The organism is Candidatus Burkholderia verschuerenii, assembly GCF_001189365.1.
GTDB lineage: Bacteria > Pseudomonadota > Gammaproteobacteria > Burkholderiales > Burkholderiaceae > Caballeronia > Caballeronia verschuerenii.
Genome location: NZ_LFJJ01000098.1, coordinates 1 through 19345 on the forward strand (window position 1 = coordinate 1; position 19345 = coordinate 19345).

The window sequence follows — 19345 nt, forward strand, 5'->3', positions numbered from 1 at the left end:
CTCAACGTCATGCCTCAACCTCTACTCGTGCGCTGCAGACCTGGCTGAGATGTGCGTTTACGTCTGCACCAGACTGCGTCGTCGGGTCCATTCCGGCAAATTCAATTTTGCAGGCCAGACTACTGAAGTACACAGGACTTTTAATATCCGGCCGGGACCTGTGGCGCGCCGAGATGTGCAACCGCGTGAGATTAAGGTCAAAGACGAGATTCCTCTGTACCGGCATTAACTGATATAAACGCTTGAAACGGGCAGGGTCGTCGCCTTAAACCCGTCTCCTAAAATATAGGTTCAAGTGGCTGACTGAGTGTAATTCCGTTGACGTATTACTAAGCAGCCATTCCGGAGGAGTTCATCACGTGAACGCCGCTAAAAACCTCGTCCTTTTCATCGATGGGACCTGGAGCGCGCCTCATAAGCGTCGTCAGACGAACGTAAGAAAACTCTTCGAAGTAACCGTGCATGCTACCGAAGGATTGTCCCCTCAACTTGCCTATTACCTTCCGGGTGTTGGCACCGACATCAAAGCTAGCGTGACCGGAGACTCAGCCGGGTACTACAAGTCCAATCTATCCCTGCAGCAATACGCGGGTGCGCAGACGCATGCGTCGATGCGTTGGCTTCTCGGTGGGGCTTTTGGCGAAGGAACTGCTGCGCGTATCAAAGAAGCGTACGCATTTCTTTGTTCCGAGTACGATTCGCGTCGAGGCGACCGCGTCTTCATTTTTGAGTTTAGCCGAGGAGCATTCGCAGCGCGCTCACTCGCTGGATTCATCAATGAAGTAGGCATTCTCCTTCGCAACAAGATGGAATTTCTCGAAGCCGCCTACCAACTATACGAGTCGCCGAGCGCAGACTTGCGAGCTGTGCTACAGCCTTTCATTAAAGGGCTTGCGGGAAAAACGATTCAGGGAATTGGCGACGACCCCGATTCAATCTTAGTCCACTTCTTAGGGACATGGGACACTGTTGGTGCTATGGGGTTGCCAGGTCGCATGTCACGATTTACCGCCGATAGAACGGAGTACCATGAGATTGACCTCCCGCCGAACGTAATGAAAGCAAGGCATGCAATGGCAATACACGAACAGCAGAAAGCCTTTGAAGTGCTCCAATTCCGTAGAAAAGCATCCCATAGGGACATTGTCGAGGTCTGGCTTCCTGGAGCACATGCGGATGTTGGAGGTGGTTATGCAGATGGAGAGTCTGGCCTTTCCGGGATAGCGTTTAGATGGATGCTTAATGAGGCAGCCGCTGCCGGGTTGAACATCGAGGAATGCGCATAGGATAAAAAATTCGGTGAGTTCGTTCTGCACAACGAGATTAAAGGCGCGTTCGCTCTATCCACCCCGACTCCACGGCAAGCATTGGTCACAGCGTACGAGCACGCTGCGGCGGAGCGAGATGAGGCTTTTCCGCTGCCGATATTCTGGGGAAAGCCATATCTCTTTTCTTGGGCTACAGCGGGTATGCGTTCTGGGGCGGCTGAACAAATCACATTGATTGATGACTATTGCCTAAGAATGTATGTCTTATCCCAGATGCTCGACGTGAAGAGTCCGCTCGGGTACCAAAGATTGTCGACGAGAGCAAAGACGTGGTGGACTACTCTACACTCTGCTGATGTTATGCGGGCGCAGCAAGTTCTGGATGAATTTTTCGAGGCGCCGACGGGCTGGAATGGGAGCGTGTCGGAAGTTGGCGAGGCTCTTGCGCTCAGGCATTTCTACCAGCAATTTGGCTTCACCGCATTCGGTTACTACAACTCTTTCATAGACAAGACTAGCAAAGCGCTCGCAGAAATCGTCTCACCACTTGACGAACTCAGCGTCAAGCACGTCGAGAGAATGATTGCAGAATGCGAACTGATAAATGCTGCGATTCAGGAGTTCAAGTATTTCTTGGCGCAGCGTAAACGGGATGAATTAGATAGCTACCCGCTTGCGGCTCTTCTGCTGCTCAAACAGCGCGGACAGGCGTTATTGCATTCGACATAAAATCATGCTCGCGAAGGTGAGCACGCAAGGGTGTTGGCCTGCGAACTACATTCCCGTTCGGGCTCGAGTGGTCGGCTTTTCGATTTCGGTTAGCAAGTACTCTTTCCATGGCAAGCAACTATTGGGTTAGCAAACGGTCTGCCGTCAAGCTCGGACGACGCGGGTGCTTATCATTCGCCAGCGAGAGGGGGAAATTCGAAACGGTCAAAGACGTTGTTCGCGACGACCGCCATGGCCGGGAAAGCTGTGCGAGCACGGGACCAGTATCTTATTGGAAGTGACCTAGAATACCGCCGCGCACCGCACAGTTTTTCGCGTAACATACATCCGCGCCAAAACCCACTGGCGCAGGGCTGGCCGGCCCAGAGCATACCGACGCCGCTGCTTCGCTATCAAATCAGCGGTCACCAGTGATATTGATAAGAATAACTCTACCTATGTACGTTCATCGAGTATTCGCGGAGAACTTCCGCGCCTTCGGTGCGAGCATCGAAGACAAACATCTGGACTTGTACCTTCGAAAGGGCTTGAACGTCCTTGTCGGAGAGAACGATGCCGGAAAGACGTGTATTGTCGACGTCATTCGATACGTGCTTTTGACAACTAGCAATGATTGGGTTCGTATCGAGGAGGATGATTTCCACATTGAAGGGGATTCTCAAGCCGATGAGCTCCAGTTAGAAGTAGAACTGCGGGGATTAAATAAGGCCCAACAAGCAGCTTTACTCGACTGGCTGACTCTAGAAGACGGTGTCGACCCATACCTAGTCGTAAATCTGCGAGCTAAACGGCGACTCGAAAGCAATTCGGGGAGTCGTTTAAGTAGTCCGCTCATAAGCGCAAATTCGGGCAAAGGCGGAGGTGGTCCTGAAATCGGGTCTCATGCTCGGGCACTCATTCGCGCTACCTACCTTAAGCCGTTGCGGGATGCCGTCGCAGAACTTAGGCCTAAGAAGGGTTCGCGGCTCTCGCAGGTGCTGAGGGCGCATAAGGACGTCAAGAAGGAAAGTGCCAACAACTTCGACAAGAGCCGACCCGATGAGCCGCCTCCGACGCTTGTCGAAATAATGGCTCAAACCCAGTATCGAATTGGCAACAAGCAAGTGGTCAAGGACGTCAGAGAGAAGCTAAATAACGACTACCTCAAGACTCTGAGTTTCGAAAACTCGACGCTGTCGTCCGATATTCGAGTTTCGGCAGAGCTGACGTTGGCACAGATTCTTGAACGCTTGGAACTCACGTTGAGACCCCCAGGCGGTGTGAGCCAAGATATCGCCTGTGAACGAGGGCTTGGGTATAACAATGTCCTCTTCATGGCAGCGGAGCTCTTGCTACTGAGCGATGGAGAGGGCGATGAACTTGCGCTTTTGCTCATTGAGGAGCCTGAGGCCCATCTTCACCCTCAGCTGCAAACAAGGGTGTTATCGATGCTGTCAGAGAAGGCCAGTTCGAACGGAATCCAAGTCGTCGTAACAACTCACAGCCCTAATATCGCTTCGACCGCTCCCGTAGATACCCTAACCATTGTTAAAGGAGCAAAGGCCTTCCGGCTCGAGCGTAGCGAAACATGTCTTGATGAATCGGACTATGAATTTCTGCATCGCTTCTTGGATGCGACGAAAGCTAACCTGTTCTTCGCTCGCGGAGTGATGATTGTAGAAGGGCCGGCAGAGGCCATAGTCTTGCCGGCATTGGCCGAGGCGGCGGGTTCTTCATTCGAGCGCAACAGTGTGTCCATCATAAGTGTCGGCGGGGTAGGAATTTTTAGATTCGCACGAATTCTGCAGCGCAAGAACGACGACAAGATGCCCATCAATGTTGCGTGCATTGGGGACCTCGACGTTGTACCAGATGATGTGTCCTATATCGAGGGCCGGCTAGACAAAATAGAGGCTGGAATACCCAAGACCAAAGACGGAAAGGAACATCAAAAGCGAAAGGCAAGGGACTTCGCTGCAACGGAGATAGATGAACTCAGGAAGCGAAAAAAGGAGCGAGCCGAAGGGGGAAGCACTGAAGTGTTCATCGCAGACCACTGGACGCTCGAATACGACCTGCTTCGGTCCGGCATAGCTAAACATATGTTTTCCGCGATTAGACTTGAGCAGGCAGAAGGTACAAAAAGCTTCGGCGCTGTCGTTACGCTGCCAGATCGCATAGATGATGCGTCTGCCGGTCTTGCCCGACGGCAGCTTGCATTGCAGCTTGTAGCGCGAGTTTTCGAGCGTGACGCTATTGATTTCGCAAAACGGCTTGCTGTCCAGATCGGACCACTTCAGCGGCTGATTGAAATCGTAGCCGTCATTGGTCATGTAAAGCTGAAAATAGCGCGTGACGTGCGGCGCGGTGGCGTTCCAGACGAAGGTGTAGTTGCCGCTCAGATCGGCCGAAATCGTCGTCGTGGGCCAGTCGTTGCGCACGAGATCCAGCCCGTAGTAATTGGTCTTGCCGCCGCTGCACAAATGGCCGTCCGGCACGAACGACTTGTGATCGCCATTGGGCAATTGATTCACGCCCGCCCAATCGTAGAGAAACGAAGGCCCCGCCACCGCGACCGCTGCCTTGCATGCGGCGGATGTCGGCGCTTCCGGTCCTTCGAGATAACACGAATACACGCGACTAAGCGGCGTTTCGAGCGTGCCGTGCGCCGACACCGCGCAGGGAGCAGCCAAAGGAACCAGCACCAGAAACACCTTGCGCCTGACTGCGAGCATGAAAGCCTCCTCGTTGTTCGCTACTGATACGTTCTCGACATCCCATGCCCGGCGAAAATGCCGTCGCGATTGATTCGATTCGCGCGATCATCAGCTCATTCAATTCGCATAGCTAACTTGTTTGCCGCCGTGCGGGCAACCGCCTTTCATTCTAGTTGGCGTCCGGTCAATCAGTGAGTACGAAGATGTTCCGACCACGCGCCGTCGACTCGCTCGCTGCATCAGTCGTGTTTTGACGCGTCGAACCGTCGCGCCGCCGCGCGCGATTGGCGCTTATCATGTCGATCATTGACGATTTCGACTCTCCGGGTGCCGCGCACATGATCATCCGCCCCAAGCTCAATTGGTTCCGGCTGCTGTTCGTCTGGCGCGGCTCGGTGCTGCCGCAACTGTTGCCGCGGCTCGCGCTGATTTTCGCGCTGTCGATCGCGGCGATCTTCATGCACGATCACATGCGCGGCTATCCGATCGGCCTCGGCACGCCGCCGTTCGCGCTGGTCGAAATCGCGCTGGCGGTGTTTCTCGGCTTTCGCAATAGCGCGAGTTACAAGCGCTGGTGGGAAGGCCGCAAGCTGTGGGGCGGCCTCCTGAATACGTCGCGGGCGCTGGCGCGGCAGGCGCTGTGTCTGACGCATCCGCACGATCGCGCGCAGGCGCATCGGTTTCTCGCGGCGCTGGGCGCGCTGGCGCACGCGCTTCGGCATCAATTGCGCGGCAGCGATGCGCTCGCCGATCTCGCGCCGCGTCTGCCGCCTGAACTGCATGCGCGCGTGGCCGTCGCGCAGTACAAGCCCGCGCTGATTTTGCTGTGGCTCGGCGAGTGGGTCGGCGAGCGCCGGCGCGAAGGCGCGCTCGACGGTTACGCCACGCTCGCGATGGAACACAACCTCAACGCGTTATCGGATGTGATCGGCGGCTGCGAACGGCTGCTCGCCACGCCGCTGCCGTTTTCCTATTCGGTGATGATCCATCGCACGATCTATCTCTTCTGCGTGCTGCTGCCCTTCGGCCTCGTCGATGGCGCGGGGCTGCTCACGCCGCTGTTTTCGCTGCTGGTCGCGTACGCATTCATGGCGCTCGAAGCCATCGCCGCGCAGATCGAAGACCCGTTCGGCATGGAAGAGAACGATCTCGCGCTGAACACGATCTGCGATGCGATCGAATCCGCGCTGCACGATATGGCGGCGGACCCCGCGTTCGAACGCGCGCCGCGATCGCATGCGCCGGCGCGCGCGTATATCCTCGATTGACCGAGCTTCGTCTCGTCGCAAGAGACAATCCGTTTCATGCCCGTGTATGCAAAGGTCACGGGTGATCGGTCATAATTCGCTCCGGTTCAATCTGGAGATCTCACTTGAAACTTTTTTACAAAGCCGGTGCGTGTTCGCTCGCGTCGCATATCGTTCTGCAAGAGTCCGGTCTTCCCTTCGAGATCGAAGCGGTCAATCTGCAAACGAAAGTCACCGCCAGCGGCGCCGACTTCATGAAGATCAACGCGAAGGGTTATGTCCCCGCGCTGCAACTGGACAACGGCGAAGTGCTGACCGAAGGTCCGGCGATCATGCAGTACATCGCGGATCAGGCGCCCGAAAAGCATCTCGCGCCGCTCGCCGACGATGGCGCGTTACCGTCTGCAGGGCTGGCTGACGTTCATCGGCACGGAACTGCACAAGAACTGCTCGCCGCTGTTCAATCCGTCGGCAAGCAGCGACTGGAAGGCCGGCGCGAAGGCGAACCTCGAGCGCCGTCTCGCGTACGTCGCGCAGCATATCGACGACAAGCAATTCCTGCTCGGTAACGAATTCAGCATCGGTGATGCGTATCTGTTCACCGTGCTCGGCTGGGCGAAGCACATCGACCTCGATCTCGGCAAGTGGCCGGCGCTGGTCGCGTATCAGGCGCGTGTCGGCGCGCGCGACAGCGTGCAGAAGGCGATGAAGGCGGAAGGCCTGATCTGAGCGCCTCACGCTTTCGCAGCACGAAAAAAACGGCCTTCGCGGGCCGTTTTTCGTTACAGCATGTGTTTCAGCCTCAAGCGCGCACGCAATCGACGAAGTACTCGATGCGTCCGTTGATCATCTCGCCGACCAGCCCGTGGATATCCGTATGGAAGCCCTGGAAGCGTTCGTTGAATTCGCGCGCGAAACGCAAATAATCGACGATCGTGCGATTGAAACGCTCGCCCGGAATCAGCAACGGAATGCCCGGCGGATACGGCGTCAGCAGGATCGACGTGACGCGGCCTTCGAGTTCGTCGATGGGCACGCGGTCGATTTCGCGGTGCGCGAGCTTGGCGAATGCTTCGGACGGCTTCGTCGCCGGTTCCATGCTCGACAGATACATCTCCGTCGTCAGACGCGCGATATTGTTCGCGCGATAGACGCTGTGAATCTGCTGACACAGATCGCGCAGCCCGATGCGCTCGTACGACGGATGCTGCGCGACGAATTCCGGCAGCACGCGCCACAGCGGCTGATTGTTGTCGTAGTCGTCCTTGAACTGCTGGAGTTCGGTGACCATCGAATTCCAGCGGCCCTTCGTGATGCCGATCGTGAACATGATGAAGAACGAGTACAGCCCCGTCTTCTCCACGATAATGCCGTGCTCCGCCAGATACTTCGTGACGATCGCCGCCGGAATGCCCGACTCGCCGAATTCGCCGTCCACGTCGAGTCCCGGCGTGATGATGGTCGCCTTGATCGGATCGAGCATGTTGAAGTTTTCGGCAAGCGCGCCGAAGCCGTGCCAGCGGTCGTTGGGCTTGAGCATCCAGTCCTCGCGGTCGCCGATGCCCTCTTCCGCCAGCGCTTCCGGACCCCAGACCTTGAAGAACCAGTCGCCGTATTCGTCGTCCACCTTGCGCATGGCGCGGCGGAAGTCGAGCGCCTCGGCGATCGACTCTTCCACCAGCGCCGTGCCGCCCGGCGCTTCCATCATCGCGGCGGCGACGTCGCACGACGCGATGATCGCGTATTGCGGCGACGTCGACGTATGCATCAGATACGCCTCGTTGAAACGGTGGCGATCGAAGGTGCTGTTCTCGCTGTCCTGCACGAGAATCTGCGATGCCTGCGAAATGCCCGCCAGCAGCTTGTGCGTGGAGTGCGTCGCGAACACGAGCGCGCCGGTGCGCGGACGGCCCGCGCCGATCGCGTGCATGTCCTGATAGAACGTGTGGAACTCGGCGTGCGGCAGCCACGCCTCGTCGAAGTGCAGCGTGTCGAGCAGATCGCCCAGCAGGTCCTTGATCATTTCGACGTTGTAGATCACGCCGTCGTACGTGCTCTGTGTGATCGTCAGAATGCGCGGCTTGACCTTCGGATTCTTCTCCAGCGCCTCGCGCGCGAACGGATTCGCCTCGATCTTCTTGCGGATGTTTTCCGGCTTGAACTCGTCGCGCGGAATCGGCCCGACGATGCCGAAGTGATTGCGCGTCGGCGTGAGGAATACGGGGATCGCGCCGGTCATCATGATCGCATGCAGGATCGACTTGTGGCAGTTGCGGTCCACGAGCACGATATCGCCCGGCGCAACGGTCGCGTGCCACACGATCTTGTTCGACGTCGACGTGCCGTTGGTCACGAAGAACAGATGATCCGCGCCGAAGATGCGCGCCGCGTTACGCTCCGACGCCGCGACCGGACCCGTGTGGTCGAGCAATTGCCCGAGTTCTTCGACCGCGTTGCAGACGTCGGCGCGCAGCATATTCTCGCCGAAGAACTGGTGGAACATCTGGCCGAGCGGGTTCTTCAGGAACGCGACGCCGCCCGAGTGACCCGGACAGTGCCACGAATACGACCCTTCGTCGGCGTACTGCACCAGTTCCTTGAAGAACGGCGGCGCAAGCGCGTCGAGATAGACGCGGGCCTCGCGAATGACGTGACGCGCGACGAACTCCGGCGTGTCCTCGAACATGTGGATGAAGCCGTGCAGTTCGCGCAGGATATCGTTCGGCAGATGGCGCGAAGTACGCGTTTCGCCGTACAGGAAAATGGGGATGTCGGCGTTGCGGCGGCGCACCGCCTCGATGAACGCCCGCAGCGCGACGATCGCCGACGCCAGTTCGGGCGTGTCGCCTTCCACCACGACGTTGTCCGCGTAAGGCAGCAACTCGTCGTCATCGATCGACAAAATGAAACACGACGCGCGGCTCGACTGCTGCGCGAACGCCGCGAGATCGCCGTAGCTCGTCAGGCCGAGCACTTCGACGCCTTCTTTCTCGATCGCCTCGGCGAGCGCGCGGATGCCGGAACCCGAGATATTCTCGGAGCGAAAATCTTCGTCGATGATGACGACGGGGAAGCGGAACTTCATCAGGCGAATCTCCAAATGGAACGACCGCTGCGTTCGAGTAGCAAACCCGAAGCCAGCGGTCTTTCGACAAGCGTTAGAGCACTACGGGAATCAGGTTTTCGGCAAGGTCACGCCGTGCTGCCCCTGATATTTCCCGCCGCGATCCGCGTACGAGGTCTCGCACATTTCGTCGCTTTCGAAAAACAAGACTTGGGCCACGCCCTCGTTCGCGTAGATTTTGGCAGGCAAAGGTGTCGTATTCGAGAATTCGAGCGTCACGTAGCCTTCCCACTCCGGCTCGAACGGCGTCACGTTGACGATGATCCCGCAGCGCGCGTACGTCGACTTGCCAAGACACACGGTCAGGCAGGAGCGCGGAATGCGGAAATACTCGACCGTGCGCGCGAGCGCGAAAGAATTCGGCGGAATGATGCAGACATCGCCCTTGAAATCGACGAAGGATTTCTCGTCGAAGTTCTTCGGATCGACGATGGTCGAATTGATATTGGTGAAGATCTTGAATTCGTCGGCGACGCGGATGTCGTAGCCGTAACTCGACGTGCCGTAGCTGACGATCTTGCGGCCGTCGTCGGAGACGCGCACCTGATCGGGCACGAACGGCTCGATCATCTTGTGCTCTTCGGCCATGCGCCGAATCCACTTGTCGGACTTGATGCTCATAGGGATGCGTGTAAGCGTTGGACAGCCTGAGCCGTTCCGTGAGAAGGAGCCAGAACCGCGCGCGCCGCCGCGGCCAGACCGAACCGCGTATTTTACGCGATTGACGCGGCATCACGATGGCCGCGCGATGCTTCAGTGGATGCGCTAGCGGCGGATCACGCCGCACGCGAGCGCCGGCCCGACGTTGTGCGGATACATGGCGTAAGGATCGGTGGCTTCGCGATGCAGCATGATCGCGCGCGAGATGACCGAGCGCACGCCGTCGAGCGAGACATCGGTAGCGACGATAAAACCGGTGGCCGCGCCCGCCGCGTCCGCGCGAATATTGCCGAGTTCGCCTTCGAGCCGCGCGTAAGGCCGCTTGCGATCCGATTGCAGCGCGAACACCGGGCCCGCGTCCTGACCGCTCACGCCGATGCAATCGCCGCGCTCGTGCACTTGCAGCGCGTGCTCGCTGTTCGGCGGCATGTCGGTGAGATTGTACGAGACCTGCACGCCGTCCGCGCGCTCGATCAGCACGATGGTGCCGCGTGCCGTGTTGCCGGGCGTGGGCGTGAGCGTTGCCTCGGCGCGTTTTTCGTGATTCTGGAAGAGCAGGCCGCAACCGCTCAGCATGACGCTGCAAGCGGCCATCGCGATCGCGGCGCGGAACGTCGGCCGCGCCCTTCCGTCGAATCTGTCTCTCATGCGATCCTCTCGGCGGCCGGTCGATGCCCCTTGCATCGCCGCTGCCGCGTCTTGAAGGCTACATGATACCGCGAGCCGCGCCGCACAAGGCTCCGGGCGATCACGGTGCGAGCCGTCGCGCGAAAATTTAAGTGTTCTGCACGACGATGCTGGGGAACTTCGACGTCATGTCGCGCTGCCGATCGGCAATCGAAATCGCCACACGCCGCGCGATCGCACGATACGTCTCCGCGATGCGGCTATCCGGCTGCGAAACGACCGTCGGCTGGCCGGCGTCGGTGCGTTCGCGAATGGCGATATCGAGCGGCAACTGGCCGAGAATCTCCACGCCGTATTCCTTCGCCATGCGCTCGCCGCCGCCCGCGCCGAAGATATGCTCTTCGTGGCCGCAATTCGAGCAGACATGCGTGCTCATGTTCTCGACGATGCCGAGAATCGGAATGCCCACTTTCTCGAACATCTTCAAGCCCTTCTTGGCGTCGAGCAGCGCGATGTCCTGCGGCGTCGTGACGATCACCGCGCCCGTCACCGGCACCTTCTGCGCCAGCGTCAGCTGGATATCGCCCGTGCCCGGCGGCATGTCGACGACCAGATAATCGAGGTCCTGCCAGTTGGTCTGCCGCAGCAACTGTTCGAGCGCGGACTTAACCATCGGGCCGCGCCAGACCATCGGGTTGTCCTGCTCGATCAGAAAGCCGATCGAATTCGCCTGGATGCCGTGGCCGACCAGCGGGTTCATCGACTGGTTGTCGGGCGATTCGGGACGGCCGGTGATGCCGAGCATCATCGGCAACGAAGGACCGTAGATGTCCGCGTCCAGCATGCCGACCGACGCGCCTTCCGCCGCCAGCGCGAGCGCCAGATTGGCCGCCGTCGTGCTCTTGCCGACACCGCCCTTACCCGACGCCACCGCGATAATATTCTTGACGTTCGGCAGCAGCTTCACGCCGCGCTGAACCGCATGCGCCACGACTTGCGACGACACGCTGACCGCGACGTCCGACACGCCCGGCACAGTGCGCAACGCTTCTGAAATTTGCGCGCGGATCGTTTCGAATTGCGTTTTCGCCGGATAGCCGAGCACGACGCTCAACGACACTTTGGAGCCGTCGATGGAAACGTCGCGGATGCTTTTGCTGTCCACGAACTTGCGGCTGGTGTTCGGATCGATCAGTGTGGCCAGTGCGGCGTCGATCTTCGCGCGGTCGAGACTCATTGAAACTCCATGGAACGGTTGTTGCTTCCGGCGCTTGTCGCCTGACAACAATCTGATGAATTTGCAAGGAATTGTTAGCGCCGTTGCGCACGCTTCACGCGCATTGCACTATCCGGCTGCATATTTTCCCGGGGACGCATTGCAACGGGCAATGCGACAATCTTCTCAATATTGTAGAGGCTCGTCCGAATGCCCGTTGGAAGACCCTTTGGCACTGTCGGCGCTGGCCAGCGCCCGCTCGTTGTAGCTCGTTGAATCAAGGAGATCCAAAATGAATACGAAGTTGATGACTCGTCTGTCCGTCTTCGCGCTAACCGGCGCACTGCTGGCAGGCTGCCAGACGCAACAAGGCACCAATACGGCAGTCGGCACCGGCGCCGGCGCGGCGACGGGTGCCGCGATCGGCGCCATCTTCGGCGGCGGCAAGGGCGCGGCGATCGGCGCGGGTGCGGGCGCGGCGGCGGGCGGTATCGTCGGCTACAACTGGCAGAACATCAAGAACAAGATTTCCGGCGACTCGAAGGGCACGGGCACGCAAGTGACCGAGCAGCAGGACGGCTCGCTGAAGGTCAACATCCCGAACTCGATCTCGTTCGATACCAACAGCTACGCGATCAAGCCGTCGTTCGATCCGGTGCTGAACTCGGTCACGCAAACGATGCAGCAGCATCCGGAGCTGATCGCGAACGTCGTCGGCCACACGGATAACACCAGCCAGCCGGCATACAACCAGACGCTGTCGCAGAATCGCGCGCAGAGCGTGGCATCGTTCATCGCGACGCACGGCGTGGCGGCGCAGCGTCTGTCGGCCTCGGGCATGGGCCAGAACCAGCCGATCGCCGATAACTCGACGGAAGCCGGCCGCGCGCAGAATCGTCGCGTGGAAATCTACTTGCGCGCCACGGCACAGCCGGGCCAGTCGCAGTAAAGCCGTTGATTTAAAAGGAGAATGAGGCAACTGAAAAAAAGTTGAAACTTGCGCGCGAGGGGCGTGTCTGTCTCTACGGTAGGCGCGCGGCGACGCCGCGGCCTGCCATTCTCCTCTTGTCGTTGTTGCTCCGGGGCTTAATTGAGCCCCGGTTTTTTTTTGGGCGGTCGGTTCTCGCACGCTTGAACTGGCGAGCGGGCCGTTCACGCAACGGAGATTTTGAGGCGCTTTCCGAGCGATACGAACGCTGCCTCGATCGCTTCCAGTTTCGACGAATGACGCGGGTCCAGCAGACGATCGACCTGCGGCATATGCACGTTCAGACGTCGCGCGAGTTCGGATTTGCGAACGCCTTGGCGAAGCATTTCGTTCTGAAGCAGCACTTTCGTCACGACCAGCGCCGGCAAGGTCACCATGTGCTGACCTTTATTCGGTTTCGACGGCATGGGAACTTCGCGTTTCTTGTCGAAGAAAGCTTCGATAACGGTTTCCAACGCGTCTAACGCGTTTAACAACGCCTCGTCTTCGTCGTCCCCTACAGAGATGGCTTCCGGGAGATCAGGGAAGGTCACGAGGTACGTGTTGTTGGTGTCGAGCTCCAGATTCACTGGATAAGACAGCATGATGGTGGATTCTCCAAAGAACATTGCAACCCCACTCATTTCAGTCCGAGTTGTTTTTTGATCTGCTCCAGCAAACCTTTCCCGATCTCCTTGCTGCCGTGATTGGGAAAGCTACTGATCTTGCCGTTGAGCGTTAAGCGAAAATGGCTACCCTTTCCTGGTTTGAATTCAACGCCTTGCTCCTGCAGCCATCGCCTGAACTCGCTGTACTTCATACTCTTTGCTCTCCAGTGCTTACTCGGAGAGCAAAACATACAACACGAATGTTATATCCTGCTAAGCGATAAATGCAACTTTTTTGTTGTATTTTGTAGTTGCTGAAAGGCATCAAATTTCCGCGCACCGAAGAACGGCCCGCGCCATGCCGTGCCGCTTTCGCCGCCCCTGCTAAAATCGAAAACCAGCCTTTTTCACAACCACACGCATTCCCACCGGGCCGCGCCTCTATGTCAGCACCGATTTCCGCCTCCGCTTCCGCCGCGCCTGCCGCCACCGCCCACGACGGCGGCCGCCGCCAGATTCTCGTCACGTCCGCGTTGCCCTACGCGAACGGTCAGATCCACATCGGCCATATGGTCGAGTACATTCAGACGGACATCTGGGTTCGGACGCTGCGAATGCACGGCCACGAGGTCTACTACGTCGGCGCGGACGATACCCACGGCACGCCGATCATGCTGCGCGCCGAGAAGGAAGGCATCACGCCCAAGGCGCTGATCGAGCGCGTGTGGAAAGAGCACAAGCGCGACTTCGACAGCTTCGGCATCTCGTTCGACAACTACTATTCGACCGATGCCGAGGAAAACCGCGTCCTCTGCAACACGATCTACGGCGCGCTCCAGCAAGCCGGCCTGATCGAGGCGCGCGATATCGAGCAGGCCTACGATCCGGTCAAGGAAATGTTCCTGCCGGACCGCTTCATCAAGGGCGAATGTCCGAAGTGCGGCGCGAAGGATCAATACGGCGACAACTGCGAAGTCTGCGGCTCGACCTATCAGCCGACCGAGCTCATCAACCCGTATTCGGTCGTGTCGGGCGCGACGCCGATCCGCAAGACCTCGACGCACTACTTTTTCCGCCTTTCCGACCCGCGCTGCGAGGAATTTCTGCGCGGCTGGGTGAGCGGTCTCGCACAGCCGGAAGCGACCAACAAGATGCGCGAATGGCTCGGCGACAAGGGCGACACCAAGCTCGCCGACTGGGACATCTCGCGCGATTCGACCTACTTCGGCTTCGAGATTCCGGGCGCACCGGGCAAGTATTTCTACGTGTGGGTCGATGCGCCGGTCGGTTACTACGCGAGCTTCAAGAATCTCGCGGATCGTATCGGCCTTGCGTTCGACGAATGGGTGAAGCCGGAATCGAAGACCGAGCAGTATCACTTCATCGGCAAGGACATTCTGTATTTCCACACGCTGTTCTGGCCGGCGATGCTGCAATTCTCCGGTCATCGCACGCCGACGAACGTGTTCGCGCACGGCTTCCTCACCGTCGATGGCGCGAAGATGTCGAAGTCGCGCGGCACGTTCATCACCGCGCAAAGCGTGATCGACACGGGCATCAATCCCGAGTGGCTGCGTTATTACTTCGCGGCCAAGCTGAACAGCACGATGGAAGACATCGACCTGAATCTGGAAGATTTTCAGGCGCGCGTGAATAGCGATCTGGTCGGCAAGTACGTGAATATCGCCAGCCGCGCGGCGGGTTTTCTGATCAAGCGTTTCGATGGCCGCGTGCAGGACAGCGCGATGCATCACGCGCTGCTCACGCAGATGCGCGCCGCGATTCCTCAGATTGCCGCGTACTACGAGTCGCGCGAGTACGGCCGCGCGCTGCGCACGACGATGGAACTTGCCGATGCCGTCAACGGCTACGTCGATACCGCCAAGCCGTGGGAACAGGCGAAAGATCCGGCCAACGCCGTCGCGCTGCATGAAACCTGCAGCGTGAGTCTCGAAGCGTTCCGTCTGCTGTCGCTGGCGCTGAAGCCCGTGTTGCCGAAGCTGATCGAAGCGGTCGAGTCGTTCCTGGGCATCGCGCCGCTCGTGTGGAGCGACGCGGACAAGCCGCTGTCGTCGGCGCATGCGGTCAACGCGTACAAGCATCTGACGACGCGCGTGGATCCGAAGCAGATCGAGGCCTTGCTCGCGGCGAACCGCGATTCGCTCGCGCCGGAAGCGGCGGCGCCTGCCAAGGCTGCGGCGAAACCTGTCGCGAAGAAGGAAGAGGAATCCGGCGTGATTTCCATCGACGACTTCGCGAAGGTCGATCTGCGCATCGCGAAGATCGTCGATTGCAAGGCCGTCGAAGGTTCCGACAAGCTGCTGCAACTGACGCTCGATATCGGCGAAGAGAAGACGCGCAACGTGTTTTCGGGCATCAAGTCGGCGTATCAGCCGCAGGATCTGATCGGCAAGCTGACGGTGATGGTCGCCAACCTCGCGCCGCGCAAGATGAAGTTCGGCATGTCGGAAGGCATGGTGCTGGCCGCATCCGCCGCCGACGAGAAAGCCGAACCAGGTCTGTACATTCTCGAACCGCACAGCGGCGCGAAGCCGGGCATGCGCGTGAAGTAAGCCGCGAGCGGCACGCGCAAAGACGAAGGGCACACGAAAGATCGTGTGCCCTTTTTTCGTTTGGGACGCCGTAGACCGAACGCCCGCGCGGCTAAGTTGCGGCGATCACAGATACGTCATGGTCACGATCATTCCCGAATTGGCCGACCGCGCCCAGGATCGCGCGCCCCGATATGCGCGCGAACAAGACAAACATGAGGAAGCGGTCGACGCCCCGGCCGGCTACGACGCTACGTCTCATCGCGCGGCCATCACGCACGATGGCTTTAGTTATACGTAAAGTTCACCGTCGCGGTCACGGTGCCCGCCGTCATCGTGCCCAGCCGATAGAACTGCGCGACCATCGGAACGGTCGTCGCGCCGGCGCTGGCAGCCCTTGAGAAGCTGCACGCCGACGAACGTGGCGGTTCCCGTGTTCTTCAACACGCTGGTCACGGTGTCCATCGTTCCCGCGACATTCATGGTGACGATCGTGCCGGCCGCGCAATTCTTGAGATTCAGATTGAACGCCGTGGGACTGTTCGTGCTGCCCACCGCGGCAAAGTCCGTGGTCTTCGCGGTGCCGAGATCGATCGTCTGATTGGTCGACGTACTGTCCACCGTGCACGACGGTTGAATGATGTTCCCGGTGAAGTTCAGGGTTGCGTCAGCCGCGAATGCCGAGGTGGTCGAAGCGACGGCCAGGATGGCGGAAACAACGCTGAGTTTGATCATTTTCATAGGTCTTCTCCAAAGTAAATCGAATGCGTGGCGCTTTATTGGCACGGCGCATCGGCGAAAGTCGTCGCCGCGGACCTGACGCCCTGCGAATCAGGCAGCGAGTAACGCGCCTTACACGTCTGATCGGCTGACGTTCCCCAACGGACGCGCACGTCGCCTTCGTTCGCGCGGGTGTAGAACATCGCCCGGCTGCCCTGACTGATCGAGCCGATGGTGTTGTCCTTGTCGTCGAGCACGTCGGCGGCGAACGGCACCGGTTCGCCGTTCGGGCGACGCAGACGCAGGACCACGGCACGGCCACGGTCGTCGGTATCGAACTTGACGCGCACGACCGCACCGGCCGTCGGCGCGAAGCGCTGTTCCGTGCTCTTCAACTCGACGCCCATCGGTAAGCCCTTCGTGTCGATGTCGATGCTATTAAGCGAATACGGCTGCATGCCCGCGACGATGGCATGACCGCGATCGTCGATACGCACGCCCGGCGCGCTCGACACGCGCGCGCCCGCCGCGTCCTTCGCCTCGATGACGGCGAGCGTGTCGCCCGTCTGCGACGACAACGCGAGGCCGCCCTGATACGCGACGACGCTGCCCGCGAGTCCGCCGCCGACCTGCGTATAGCCGTTCGAATAGCCCGCGTTGACGCGCGCCTGCGTGAGCGGCGCGAGATAGCCCGCGTTGGCGTTGATGCTGGTGCCGTTGCCGGTGTGATCGGTGTAGCCCGCGGTGACGCCGTAGTTGATCTGGTTGTCCGCGCCGGCCGCGCCCGTGAAGCTCTCCTGAATCTGATTGCTGTTGTCGCGGGAATCGTGCGTGTAGCTCGTCATCGTGTTGGCGATGGTCGAGCCGAGGTCCAGCGGGATATTCAGACTCAGCATCACGCGGTTATCCCAGCGCGACGAATATTCGTGTTGTAGCCGACCTGAAACGACGTATCGCGATTCGGCCGGTTCCAGTAGTTCTGCGTAAAGCCCGATGCGTAGACCGAACCCCACGCATTGAGGTTCTGATTGATCGTGATCTGAAGCCGGCCTTTCTGAATCCCGGTGCTCGTATTGGGAAGGCCGCGTTGCGCGAGATCGCGCAGATTCATTGCATCCGCGTAACTCAGGAAGCCGCTGGTCGAATATCGATACGCCGCCAGCGTCAGATTCGTGTCGGTCGGCGCGAACACGCGCGAATACGCGATGCGCAAACTCTGGCCACTGTGGCTGCCCTGATTCGCGAGCGTCGAATTCGCCTGCGTGATATCGGCCGCGAAGGCGCCGACCGGCGTATTCAGCGCCGCGCCGACCGCGCCCGAATAGTAGTCTTCGCCGAGAATCGCGCCGCCATACACCGTCACATAGTTGGTGATGCCGCGCTGCACCTGCCCCTGAAACACGAACGGATGGCTCGACACGCTCGAATTGCGGTATTGCCCGGCCGCGACGTTGTAACGCCAGCGGCCTTCGCGCAAGGCATTCACGGGCGCGGCATACGGCACCGACGACACATGCTGACTGCCGTCCGCTTCGGTGACGACCACCTGCAGGTCGCCGCCGTAGCCGGTCGGATAGAGATCATTGATCTCGAACGGACCCGGCGCGACCGTCGTCGTGTAGATGATGTTGCCGTTCTGCTTGACCTCGACCTTCGCGTTCGTGTTCGCGATGCCGCGCACCGTCGGCGCATAGCCGCGCTGCGATTCTGGATACATGCGATCGTCGGTGCCGAGCTGCGCGCCGCGCACGCCGAAGCTGTCGAAAATCGTGCCGTCGGTGTAGGAATGGCCGAGCGTCAACTGGCTCTTGATCGGCGTGAACGAGCGCTGCAGATAGGTCTGTATGCTCTGCACATGCGCGCCGCCGCCGTTCGATGTCGTGACGTTGCCGTTATAGCGGAAGCGCCACGGCCCGACGTTCGCGCCCGCGGCGAGACCGAGATAACCCTGCGTCGTATCGAAACCGTTGCCGCTCGAGTGATAGAGGTTGGCGTTGTACTGCAGCGTGGCCGCCGGCACGCCGTCGTCCCAGAATTTTGGATCGACCCAGCCACGCGCGTGACGGCTCATCATCGCTTGCGGGATACTCACGTCGAGGCGCTGATCGCCCATGTCGAACGAGGCGCTCGCCTGCGGAATCAGAGCGGACAGCGGCACGCCGCCGGTTTTGCCGGCATCGTCGAGCTTCGTGCGCGCGGTGTCGGTGAGGCGCGTGAAGTCGACGCCGGCGCGCATGAGCAGATCGCGATCGAACATCGGCTGGACGCGGCGATCTTCGCCGGTCGTCTCGCGCATGTCGATATCGGTCACGCCGATCCACACGCCGTTCACATACAACTCGGCGCGATAGTGCCCGGGCGGCGCGATGTTGCCCTTGTTGAAGCGCGATATATCGGTGTTGCGCGCGCCGCTGCCGCTCAGGAAGTCACGATCGAACTCGACGACTTCGGGCTGCGACGCGGCGACAGCGGGCGCGACCGCCGCATCGGTCGTGTGCTGCGCTAAGTTGCCAGCATCCGTCGGCGCAACGTCGGCCGGCCGATGCGTCGTATCGGCGTCGGGCAATGCGTCGGCGTTTGCGTGCGCCGCGGAAAATGCCAGCAGCGCCGCCAGACCCAGTTTGCTCGGAGTAAGCGGCAAGGCATGACGATGCCCAACGTTTGAGTTCGAATATCGATCGTTCATGGTGACGCGCACGCAAGGCCAAGACGTTTCGGCCGATGCGTTGCCGCTCAGCGCGTGAAGAGTCCTGCCTCGCAAAAGTTCTTGTTATCGTTCGGCGCCAGCATTCCGCCGGCTTCGGGCTAGGTCCTGTTTACATTTAAGAGCGGCCCGAAGGCAGACACGATGGAGACAAAGGTGAGGTAGCTGTGGGCGAGTTTGTCATATCGAGTGGCGACGCGACGAAAATGCTTGATACGCTTAAAGAA

15 protein-coding genes and 4 pseudogenes are annotated in these 19345 nt (G+C 59.6%); 8 read left to right on the forward strand and 11 right to left on the reverse strand.

Features of this window, described 5'->3' with window-relative positions:
- The first annotated feature begins 359 nt into the window (after window positions 1–359).
- From BVER_RS17075 to BVER_RS35960, 3 genes and pseudogenes are all read left to right on the forward strand, one after another.
- Complete coding sequence (locus BVER_RS17075; protein ID WP_198155281.1) at window positions 360–1286, forward strand: T6SS phospholipase effector Tle1-like catalytic domain-containing protein; 927 nt, start codon at window positions 360–362, stop codon at window positions 1284–1286.
- A gap of 342 nt (window positions 1287–1628) precedes the next feature.
- Window positions 1629–1997, forward strand: coding sequence for a hypothetical protein (locus tag BVER_RS31640; protein ID WP_157056103.1), 369 nt, complete (start codon window positions 1629–1631; stop codon window positions 1995–1997).
- A 437-nt stretch (window positions 1998–2434) separates the two neighbouring features.
- Window positions 2435–3826 (forward strand): annotated as a pseudogene (locus tag BVER_RS35960) (ATP-dependent nuclease); the annotation flags it as partial.
- Between the two features lie 48 nt (window positions 3827–3874).
- Here BVER_RS35960 and BVER_RS35965 read toward each other — a convergent pair.
- Entirely contained in the window at window positions 3875–4711 is an 837-nt protein-coding gene (locus tag BVER_RS35965) for a lytic polysaccharide monooxygenase auxiliary activity family 9 protein (protein WP_083452222.1), read from the reverse strand.
- A gap of 320 nt (window positions 4712–5031) precedes the next feature.
- Between BVER_RS35965 and BVER_RS17095 the strand changes: the two genes are divergently transcribed.
- Both BVER_RS17095 and gstA read left to right on the forward strand, forming a co-directional pair.
- The gene (locus BVER_RS17095) at window positions 5032–5961 is read left to right on the forward strand and encodes a bestrophin family protein (RefSeq protein WP_050454345.1); all 930 of its coding nucleotides are present in this window, start codon (window positions 5032–5034) and stop codon (window positions 5959–5961) included.
- 104 nt (window positions 5962–6065) lie between these two features.
- Window positions 6066–6669 (forward strand): annotated as a pseudogene (gene gstA, locus BVER_RS17100) (glutathione transferase GstA).
- 73 nt (window positions 6670–6742) lie between these two features.
- Here gstA and BVER_RS17105 read toward each other — a convergent pair.
- The 4 genes from BVER_RS17105 to apbC form a co-directional block, all read right to left on the reverse strand.
- Complete coding sequence (locus tag BVER_RS17105; protein ID WP_050454346.1) at window positions 6743–9025, reverse strand: arginine/lysine/ornithine decarboxylase; 2283 nt, start codon at window positions 9023–9025, stop codon at window positions 6743–6745.
- Window positions 9026–9115: 90 nt separating this feature from the next.
- A complete protein-coding gene (dcd, locus tag BVER_RS17110; RefSeq protein ID WP_050454337.1) occupies window positions 9116–9685 on the reverse strand; it encodes a dCTP deaminase in 570 nt (189 codons plus the stop codon).
- Between the two features lie 144 nt (window positions 9686–9829).
- The gene (locus BVER_RS17115) at window positions 9830–10372 is read right to left on the reverse strand and encodes a superoxide dismutase family protein (protein WP_050454338.1); all 543 of its coding nucleotides are present in this window, start codon (window positions 10370–10372) and stop codon (window positions 9830–9832) included.
- 127 nt (window positions 10373–10499) lie between these two features.
- Entirely contained in the window at window positions 10500–11588 is a 1089-nt protein-coding gene (gene apbC, locus BVER_RS17120) for an iron-sulfur cluster carrier protein ApbC (protein ID WP_050454339.1), read from the reverse strand.
- 271 nt (window positions 11589–11859) lie between these two features.
- On the opposite strand from apbC, the gene BVER_RS17125 reads away from it, so the two are divergent.
- Complete coding sequence (locus BVER_RS17125; protein ID WP_050454340.1) at window positions 11860–12516, forward strand: YiaD family glycine zipper/OmpA-like lipoprotein; 657 nt, start codon at window positions 11860–11862, stop codon at window positions 12514–12516.
- Window positions 12517–12719: 203 nt separating this feature from the next.
- Here BVER_RS17125 and BVER_RS17130 read toward each other — a convergent pair whose 3' ends face one another.
- Window positions 12720–13139: a type II toxin-antitoxin system HicB family antitoxin gene (locus BVER_RS17130; protein ID WP_050454347.1), complete on the reverse strand. Its 420-nt coding sequence runs from the start codon at window positions 13137–13139 to the stop codon at window positions 12720–12722.
- 35 nt (window positions 13140–13174) lie between these two features.
- On the reverse strand, window positions 13175–13354 hold the full coding sequence (locus BVER_RS17135; protein ID WP_050454348.1) for a type II toxin-antitoxin system HicA family toxin: 180 nt from the start codon (window positions 13352–13354) through the stop codon (window positions 13175–13177).
- A gap of 231 nt (window positions 13355–13585) precedes the next feature.
- Here BVER_RS17135 and metG point away from each other — a divergent pair, with 231 nt between their 5' ends.
- Both metG and BVER_RS31645 read left to right on the forward strand, forming a co-directional pair.
- Entirely contained in the window at window positions 13586–15715 is a 2130-nt protein-coding gene (gene metG / locus BVER_RS17140) for a methionine--tRNA ligase (RefSeq protein ID WP_050454341.1), read from the forward strand.
- 118 nt (window positions 15716–15833) lie between these two features.
- Window positions 15834–15995: a hypothetical protein gene (locus BVER_RS31645; protein WP_157056104.1), complete on the forward strand. Its 162-nt coding sequence runs from the start codon at window positions 15834–15836 to the stop codon at window positions 15993–15995.
- Here BVER_RS31645 and BVER_RS17145 read toward each other — a convergent pair.
- The 4 genes and pseudogenes from BVER_RS17145 to BVER_RS32620 all read right to left on the reverse strand — a co-directional run.
- Complete coding sequence (locus BVER_RS17145; protein WP_050454342.1) at window positions 15986–16435, reverse strand: fimbrial protein; 450 nt, start codon at window positions 16433–16435, stop codon at window positions 15986–15988. The two genes, BVER_RS31645 and BVER_RS17145, sit on opposite strands and share 10 nt — an antisense overlap.
- 35 nt (window positions 16436–16470) lie before the next feature.
- Window positions 16471–16821, reverse strand: a complete 351-nt coding sequence (locus tag BVER_RS34005) for a FimD/PapC C-terminal domain-containing protein (RefSeq protein ID WP_232316600.1) — start codon at window positions 16819–16821, stop codon at window positions 16471–16473.
- Window positions 16810–19100, reverse strand: a pseudogene (locus BVER_RS17155) (fimbria/pilus outer membrane usher protein); the annotation flags it as partial. The pseudogene BVER_RS17155 and the gene BVER_RS34005, both read right to left, overlap by 12 nt.
- Window positions 19101–19219: 119 nt before the next feature.
- Window positions 19220–19345 (reverse strand): annotated as a pseudogene (locus BVER_RS32620) (IS5/IS1182 family transposase); the annotation flags it as partial.